Annotated in this window: 9 protein-coding genes and 1 pseudogene; 1 reads left to right on the top strand and 9 read right to left on the bottom strand. The window is 38.4% G+C overall.

Features of this window, described 5'->3' with window-relative positions:
• Positions 1–139: 139 nt before the first annotated feature.
• The 8 genes and pseudogenes from ADH52_RS03155 to ADH52_RS03130 form a co-directional block, all read right to left on the bottom strand.
• Positions 140–1,189 carry a DUF389 domain-containing protein gene (locus ADH52_RS03155; RefSeq protein WP_049510043.1) on the bottom strand — a complete coding sequence of 350 codons (1,050 nt, stop codon included), beginning with the start codon at positions 1,187–1,189 and terminating at the stop codon, positions 140–142.
• Entirely contained in the window at positions 1,186–1,509 is a 324-nt protein-coding gene (locus ADH52_RS03150; RefSeq protein ID WP_000825751.1) for a potassium channel family protein, read from the bottom strand. The genes ADH52_RS03155 and ADH52_RS03150 overlap by 4 nt, the downstream gene beginning before the upstream one ends.
• Positions 1,506–1,865, bottom strand: coding sequence for a hypothetical protein (locus ADH52_RS03145; RefSeq protein WP_000397555.1), 360 nt, complete (start codon positions 1,863–1,865; stop codon positions 1,506–1,508). Before ADH52_RS03145 ends, ADH52_RS03150 begins: the two co-directional genes overlap by 4 nt.
• The gene (locus tag ADH52_RS10880; RefSeq protein WP_004240734.1) at positions 1,790–2,092 is read right to left on the bottom strand and encodes a TMEM175 family protein; all 303 of its coding nucleotides are present in this window, start codon (positions 2,090–2,092) and stop codon (positions 1,790–1,792) included. The genes ADH52_RS03145 and ADH52_RS10880 overlap by 76 nt, the downstream gene beginning before the upstream one ends.
• Positions 2,093–2,809: 717 nt before the next feature.
• Positions 2,810–3,859, bottom strand: a complete 1,050-nt coding sequence (locus ADH52_RS03140) for a DUF389 domain-containing protein (protein ID WP_049510040.1) — start codon at positions 3,857–3,859, stop codon at positions 2,810–2,812.
• A 184-nt stretch (positions 3,860–4,043) separates the two neighbouring features.
• Positions 4,044–4,280 (bottom strand): annotated as a pseudogene (locus ADH52_RS11475) (ABC transporter permease); the annotation flags it as partial.
• A gap of 75 nt (positions 4,281–4,355) precedes the next feature.
• On the bottom strand, positions 4,356–5,330 hold the full coding sequence (locus tag ADH52_RS03135; protein ID WP_049510038.1) for a sensor histidine kinase: 975 nt from the start codon (positions 5,328–5,330) through the stop codon (positions 4,356–4,358).
• Positions 5,323–6,000, bottom strand: a complete 678-nt coding sequence (locus ADH52_RS03130) for a response regulator transcription factor (RefSeq protein ID WP_000548991.1) — start codon at positions 5,998–6,000, stop codon at positions 5,323–5,325. The genes ADH52_RS03135 and ADH52_RS03130 overlap by 8 nt, the downstream gene beginning before the upstream one ends.
• A gap of 155 nt (positions 6,001–6,155) precedes the next feature.
• Here ADH52_RS03130 and ADH52_RS03125 point away from each other — a divergent pair, with 155 nt between their 5' ends.
• Entirely contained in the window at positions 6,156–7,229 is a 1,074-nt protein-coding gene (locus tag ADH52_RS03125; RefSeq protein ID WP_049487324.1) for a DUF2974 domain-containing protein, read from the top strand.
• A 90-nt stretch (positions 7,230–7,319) separates the two neighbouring features.
• Here ADH52_RS03125 and ADH52_RS03120 read toward each other — a convergent pair.
• The coding region (locus tag ADH52_RS03120; protein WP_065427133.1) for an LPXTG cell wall anchor domain-containing protein at positions 7,320–7,716 on the bottom strand (397 nt) is incomplete at its 5' end.

Here is a 7,716-nt window from a genome sequence, read left to right as displayed (position 1 = left end):
GCTGTACTTGAGTACGGTAAGGCGACGCTGACGTGGTTTGAATTTGATTTTCGAAGAGTATTATTTAATCCGAGCTAGTAGTGATTGACCAAACCACCACACAAGATTTACTTTCATGAGTTAGATAAAGTCAGTATCCTCAATCCTTGTCTGCTTCATTTTCTTTTACGAGATCTTTTTGTGAATCCTTTTCAGAGAGTTTTTGATCGATATACTTGTTAATGGTTTCATAAAATTCCTTGGTCGAATCACTGTCTAATTTTGTCGAATTATGAACTTGATTGACTTTCAATTGAACAGATTGAATACCGTAAGAGGCTTGTTTTTGGTGGAGCGTTTCTAATTCTTCTTCTGAAATCGGATCTCCAACAACCGTCAAGACCAACTCATTGTTTCTTGATTTGTAGACTTGATTAATGACCGTGTGATTGGCGAACTCTTTTCCTACAAACTGCTTGATTCCTTCTTTTCGCGCTTGATCTATCGTCAGAGTGACTGCTGAATAACTAGCCGGAAGAATCAATAATACAATCAAGGATATCAACCCAATTCTCATTTTAATGTTTAGCTCTTTAAATGAACTTAAGGGAGATTTTCTCATCATAATTCTTGTTCCAACAATGTTGATTAGCATGATAAAGACACAGTTGATCAAGAAAAGATAGAGAGCCCCCAATAAAAATCGTACATTCCCATTAGCTAAACCATAGCCAGCAGTACAGATAGGCGGCATCAGAGCTGTAGCAATGGCTACTCCTGGCACGATATTGTTTGCTTCTTTTTTCCTTGAACCGATCACACCAGCAATCCCACCAGCAATAGCAATGAGGACATCCCAAATGGTTGGAGAGGTTCGTGCAATCAACTCGCTACTTGCATAAGACAAGGGAGAAATCCAGAAATACAGAGTCGAGACAAGCAAACTGACCAACACTTGAGTCAATAAAACCTCTAGAGATTGCTTGATTAAACGCGTATCAAAAATAGCTAAACCGAATCCCAGTCCAACAATCGGTGTCATGAGAGGTGAAATCAACATGGCTCCTATAATGACAGCTGTTGAATTCATATTTAGTCCGATAGAGGCAATAAAAATTGCACACATCAAAATCGCTGTATCTCTCAATCGAACATGAAGGTCATCGTATAATTTCTCACGGTATTCCCGTGTTGAATAATTGGCAGTCATTTGTCCTCTCCTCTTTCCTTATTTAAATTGGTATAATAATTAAAAATAACAGCTGATAAACAGCCAAAAAATATGAGCCCATAAATCGTCAAGAAGACACTGGTAATCCTTCCAATCAAGGTCACAGCTAGGAGATCCCCGTAGCCGACAGTCGTCGAAGTCACAAAAGCATACCAAAGACCGTCTCCGTAATTTGTGATAGCAGGTTCAACTAGGAAAAGCACGCCTCCTGACCCAAAAACAAAGGTCACAAAACTCAGAGCAAACCGAGTAAAACCCGTAACCTGCATAATATGCCATAACATTTTTAAACGTTTCATTTGTTCTCCTTATTCATACTAGCTCCTGACCGAGCCGTTTTTTTCCAATAATCAAAGTGAAGATAGGACATGATCTCCATCAGAGAAAGATAGACAAACTGATAGATCTGATTTAAGCTGATTATCAACTGATATTGTTTGAAAAATGACTGGAAGAAAGACCAGATATGACTGTCTTGAATCAGTCCCTTCTTAATATCAGACAGGATATTAGCTAAAGCTCCCAAGGACTGAAACGGTAAATCCTTGACATTTATATAGATCCGGTCCACCACATCATTCAGACTGGTATCTTGGATGGCATGAAATTCTCCAAAGAGAACTCCTGCCGCTCCAAGAGTAGAAACAAATTCCACCAAATAATTTCTGAGGAAATTTTCTCAACCTTTTCCCATAATGTGTTTAGTGCCATCCATAACGATCCCAACCAGAAAAAGGAAAGAAAACAAGCAAAGAAATTTTGCCGTAAATCCCAAAAAGCTTCAAGACTTGGTGTTGTTGGTTTTTCTAACTCTAAAATCAAGATGGTCATAATAATTGCTAGAACAGCATCTGTCAATACAATTAATCTGTCTTTCTTCATCGGATTGCATCCCCTTTCTTTTTTGTAACATTCTATCTTATCGCATAATATTGGATATTCTTTCATAATCCGACTACAAACAAAAATAAACCAAAAAGTCTGTCCCTATTATGCTATATTTAACTCTAGAAGTATTCATCCATCTAATTAATAAGTATATCATATTTCACAATAAATGAATACTATCAAAGATTCATCCCCTTTCACTTCATCATTTAGTGTTGCTTAGATTTATCAAAAACAACCAAATTTGTATTAATTTCAAGTATCACCTAGTTACAAAAATTTGGGGTGAACAGAAAAAGCATCCCGTATTTTTGATACGAAATGCTTTCAATAAGTTTAAATAAGTTTTAACGTTTACTAAATTGTGATGCTTTACGAGCTTTTTTCAAGCCTGGTTTGGAAAGTATGAATTTCAGTTGGACTAAAAACAGCGTAATATCAAGACTTTTCTCCGCTTTTATAAAAGCGTTTTTCCAATCAAATTCAACTAATTTTATCTAAATGGTGTGGATTTTACCCCCAAAATTACAGAGAATGGAGCTGATAAACACTAAACGTTCACACCATTAGTTAAATGATTTTTTTCATCATTTTTCTTAGATGATAGAACTTCTAATTTATTTCTTATTCAAGCAAAAACAACCTGCTATAAGTAAGAAAGAGGAAGATACAAGAAAAACACGGCGTAAAAACCGATTCAGTTCATTGTCCTCAATCCTTGTCTGCTTCATTTTCTTTTACGAGATCGTTTTGTGAATCTTTTTCAGAGAGTTTTTGATCAATATACTTGTCAATGTTTTCATAAAATTCCTTGGTCGCTTCACTATCTAATGTTGGCGAGTTCTGAACTTGATTCACTTTCAATTGAACAGATTGAATACCGTAAGAGGCTTGTTTTTGGTGGAGTGTTTCTAATTCTTCTTCTGAAATCGGATCTCCAACAACCGTCAAGACTAATTCATTGTCCCTTGACTTGTAGACTTGATTAATGACCGTATGATTGGCGAACTCATTTTCTACAAACTGTTTGATCCCTTCTTTTCGAGCTTGATCCATCGTCAGAGTGACTGCTGAATAGCTGGCTGGAAGGACCAATAATACAATCAAGGATATCAATCCAATTCTCATTTTAATGTTTAGCTCATTAAATGAACTTAAGGGAGATTTTCTCATCAAAAATCTTGTTCCAACAATGTTGATTAGCATGATAAAGACACAGTTGATCAAGAAAAGATAAAGAGCTCCAAATAAAAATCGTACATTTCCATTAGCTAAACCATATCCTGCAGTACAGATAGGTGGCATCAGAGCTGTTGCAATGGCTACTCCTGGCACGATATTGTTTGCTTCTTTTTTCCTTGAACCAATTACGCCTGCTATCCCACCAGCAATAGCAATGAGAACATCCCAAATGGTTGGAGAGGTTCGTGCAATCAATTCGCTACTTTCATAAGATAGGGGAGAAATCCAGAAATACAGAGCCGAGACAAGCAAGCTGACCAATACTTGGGTAAATAAAACCTCTAGAGATTGCTTGATTAAACGCGTATCAAAAATAGCTAAACCAAACCCCAGTCCAACAATCGGTGTCATAAGAGGGGAAATCAGCATGGCTCCAATAATGACAGCTGTTGAATTCATATTTAGGCCAATAGAGGCAATAAAAATCGCACACATCAAAATCACTGTATCTCTTAATCGAACATGAAGATCATCATATAATTTCTCACGGTATTCACGTGTTGAATAGTTTCCAGTCATTGGTTACTCCTTTTATTTCGTATAATTTTGTTTCTGCATGGATGATGGTAGAGAGACTTCTGTCCAATCTTACATATTTTTCTTCTCACCTGTTATTCTTTTGAAAATTATCCTTTAAATATCCGTCAGTCCATCCTTAACATTATATCAAAAATTTTATATTCTTTCTCTGAAGAAATCTATCAATTGAACAGATAGAGAAAGTTATCGTCAACCTCATGGTATCATCGACTACTTCAATGACCTCTAGAAGCAAACTAAGCATATGATAAGCAAAGGCCAATGGAGAAATGCAAAAATTACAGGAAGGAAGCAAACTGTTAAGATTTGCTTATTATTGGTTTGCTTAATCTGCTTTTTATCTAGATCTACCTTTTCGTTCGTGGTCTTCACATCCCTCAGAGATTTGTTTATAGTAGATAAAATAATTTACTAGGATACACAGTTAAAGATAAAAAAGCCCAGTTGTCTTATCCTGGGCTCTTATCTATCATGCTCACTCAATTATCAGATTCATATCTGAAAACTTAATTCTTACTGTCGTTCCTGTTCCAACCTCAGACTCAATACGAATCTGGTGACCTAGTTCTTCAGAAATTTTCTTAGATAGATAGAGGCCAAGTCCAGATGACTGCTGAGTTAGGCGTCCATTATATCCTGAGAAGCCACGTTCAAAGACTCGGAGGACATCACTGTTTTTTATCCCGATTCCCGTATCCTTGATACAGAGTTCCTGGCCTTCCATATAAATCTCCAGACCACCTTCCTTGGTGTACTTGAGACTATTTGAGATAATTTGTTCAATGACCACTAGTAACCACTTCTTATCCGTCACAATTTCTTTATCAAGGTCATATAGGTTGACATTTAGGCCTTTTTGAATAAAGAAAAGAGCATATTTACGAATTATTTCCTTGACCAAGTCCTCAATTTGCACCTGCTTCAAGACCAAATCATCATGGAAACTTTCTAAACGCAGGTACTGTAAAACTAGATTGGTATAGGAATCAATCTTGAAAATTTCCTGTTCTAATTGCTGCTTCAGTTGGCGGTCGGCTACTTCTGCAACTAAGAATTGACTGGCTGCAATGGGGGTCTTAATCTGATGGACCCACAAGGTATAGTAATCCAGTAAATCCGTCAGTTTTCTTTCTGAATCTGATCTCTGCTGATAAAGTTCCATCTCACGCGCTTCTAATTTTTCTGCTAAAACTCTTTCCAAAGGAGACTGAGCTTCCCTCTCCCCATAGAGAATTTCCTGACGATATACCTGCATTTCTACCAATATGTCCCAAGCGAAAAATAAAATGGTTACAAAGCAACACAGCAGGAAAAAGTAGAGAAAGTAAATTCCCAAACTGGCAAATAAAAACTGAAAGAGTAAGAGCAGAAACGTCAAAGAAATCAGATAGACAAACAGACGACTACGGGAACGCAGATAGGCTAGAAAAAATTGTTTCCAATCAAGCATGCTTCAGTCCGTACCCTATCCCTTTCTTGGTCTCGATAAATCCTACCAACCCCTGCTCTTCCAACTTTTTACGCAATCGAGCCACATTGACAGAGAGCGTATTATCATCAATAAAAAAGTCACTGTTCCAAAGTTCCCGCATCAGGTCATCACGCGCTACGATATTGCCTGCATGCTCAAACAAAACTCGTAAAATCTGGAATTCGTTCTTGGTCAAATTCAAGACTTGCCCTTGATAATGTAAATCCATGGATTTGGTATTGAGGATAACACCAGCATATTCCAGTAAACTCTCGTCACGCCCAAACTCATAGGAACGACGCAACAAGCCCTGAACCTTGGCTAAAAGAACCTGCTGGTCAAAAGGCTTGGTCACAAAGTCATCCGCCCCCATATTGATTGCCATGACAATATCCATAGCCTGGTCTCTGGAAGACAGAAACATGATAGGCACCTTGGAAATCTTGCGGATTTCCTGACACCAGTGATAGCCATTAAACAAGGGTAGTCCAATATCCATGAGGACCAAATGAGGTTCCGACTGGACAAAAAGACTCAAAACTTCCATAAAGTCTTCTACCAAGACCACTTCAAATCCCCATTCAGAGAGCATTTTGCCGACCTGTTGCCGAATAACCTGATCATCTTCTACTAGTAAAATCTTATGCATGCGCTCCTCCTTTTCTATTATTATAACAGATTTTTCCATGCTAGAAGGCCTGAAACTGAATTTGAAAGAGCTTGTTTTTAACCAGTACAAACAGGCAACCCTACTAGCTAATTTGAGGGAAATTTGATAAGATAAATAAAAAGAAAGGAGCTCTTATGGCCAATATTTTTGATTATCTGAAAGATGTCGCACACGATTCCTTTTACGACCTTCCTTTGAATGAATTAGATATTCTAGCCTTAACAGAAATCACCTACCTCTCCTTTGATAATCTGGTCTCCACAAGTCCTCAGCGACTTTTAGACCTGGCTCCTCAGGTTCCAAGAGAATCTAACATGTTGACCAGCAAAAATCGCCTCCAGCTATTAGATGAGCTAGCTCAACACAAACGCTTCAAAAATTGCAAACTCTCCCATTTTATCAACGACATCGACCCTGAACTGCAGAAGCAATTTGCGGCTATGACCTACCGCCTCACTCTCGATACCTATCTGATTGTCTTTCGTGGGACAGATGACAGTATCATTGGCTGGAAGGAAGATTTCCACCTGACCTATATGAAGGAAATTCCTGCTCAAAAGCACGCTCTCCGCTATTTAAAGAACTTTTTTGCCCGCCATCCTAAGCAAAAGGTTATTCTGGCTGGGCATTCCAAGGGAGGAAATTTAGCCATCTATGCTGCTAGCCAAATTGAGCAAAGTTTGCAGGATCAAATCACAGCAGTTTATACCTTTGATGCGCCTGGTCTCCATAAAGAACTGACACAAACCGAGGGCTATCAAAGGATAATGGATAGAACCAAGGTCTTTATCCCACAAGGGTCCATTATCGGTATGATGATGGAAATCCCTAACCACCAAATCATCGTACACAGTACTGCCTTAGGTGGTATCGCCCAACACGATATCTTTAGTTGGCAGATTGAGGACAAACACTTCGTCCAACTGGATAAAATCAACAGTGATAGTCAACAAGTCGACACAACCTTCAAGGAATGGGTGGCCACAGTCCCTGATGAGGAACTCCAGATCTACTTCGACCTCTTCTTTGGCACCATTCTAGATGCTGGGATTAGCTCCATCAATGACCTGTCTTCCTTAAAGGCGCTTGAACACATTCATCATCTCTTTATCCAAGCTCAATCCCTCACTCCAGAAGAAAGGGAAACCATGGGACGCCTCACCCAATTATTAATTGATACCCGTTACCAAGCCTGGAAAAATAGATAATCCACATAAAAAACCCAACTAATCGTTTGATTAGTTGGGTTTTCATTTATGAAATTGAATTCCTTTGTTTAATCTTTAATGATTAAAACATTAGTCTTCTTTTTTCTTGCGTGCCACAAGACCAAATCCGCTCAATACTCCAAGAAGTCCAAGAGCTGCTAGGCTTGAGTGATCTTCTGTACCAGTATTAGGCAATTCCTTAGCTGGTTTAGCTGGAGCTGGTTTTGATGGTTTCGCAGGTTCTGGTTTCACAGAAGGAATGATTTTTTCATAAACATGAACTGTGTCGCCATTTGGAAGTTTCTTAGTCTCTACGAAGCGGTAGCCTGGGATATCTTTCTTAGGTTGTTCACCGTCTTCTGTTGGATAGTTTGGAATTTCATTTCCATCTTTATCCTTGAATGATGTCTTAACTTTCTCATAAACGTGCTCTGTATCTCCATTTGGAAGTTTCTTAGTTTCTACGAAGCGGTAGCCTGGGATATCT

It is taken from the genome of Streptococcus pseudopneumoniae (assembly GCF_001072665.1).
Taxonomy (GTDB): Bacteria; Bacillota; Bacilli; order Lactobacillales; family Streptococcaceae; genus Streptococcus; species Streptococcus pseudopneumoniae_S.
This window is presented reverse-complemented; position numbering and strand designations above follow the sequence as displayed.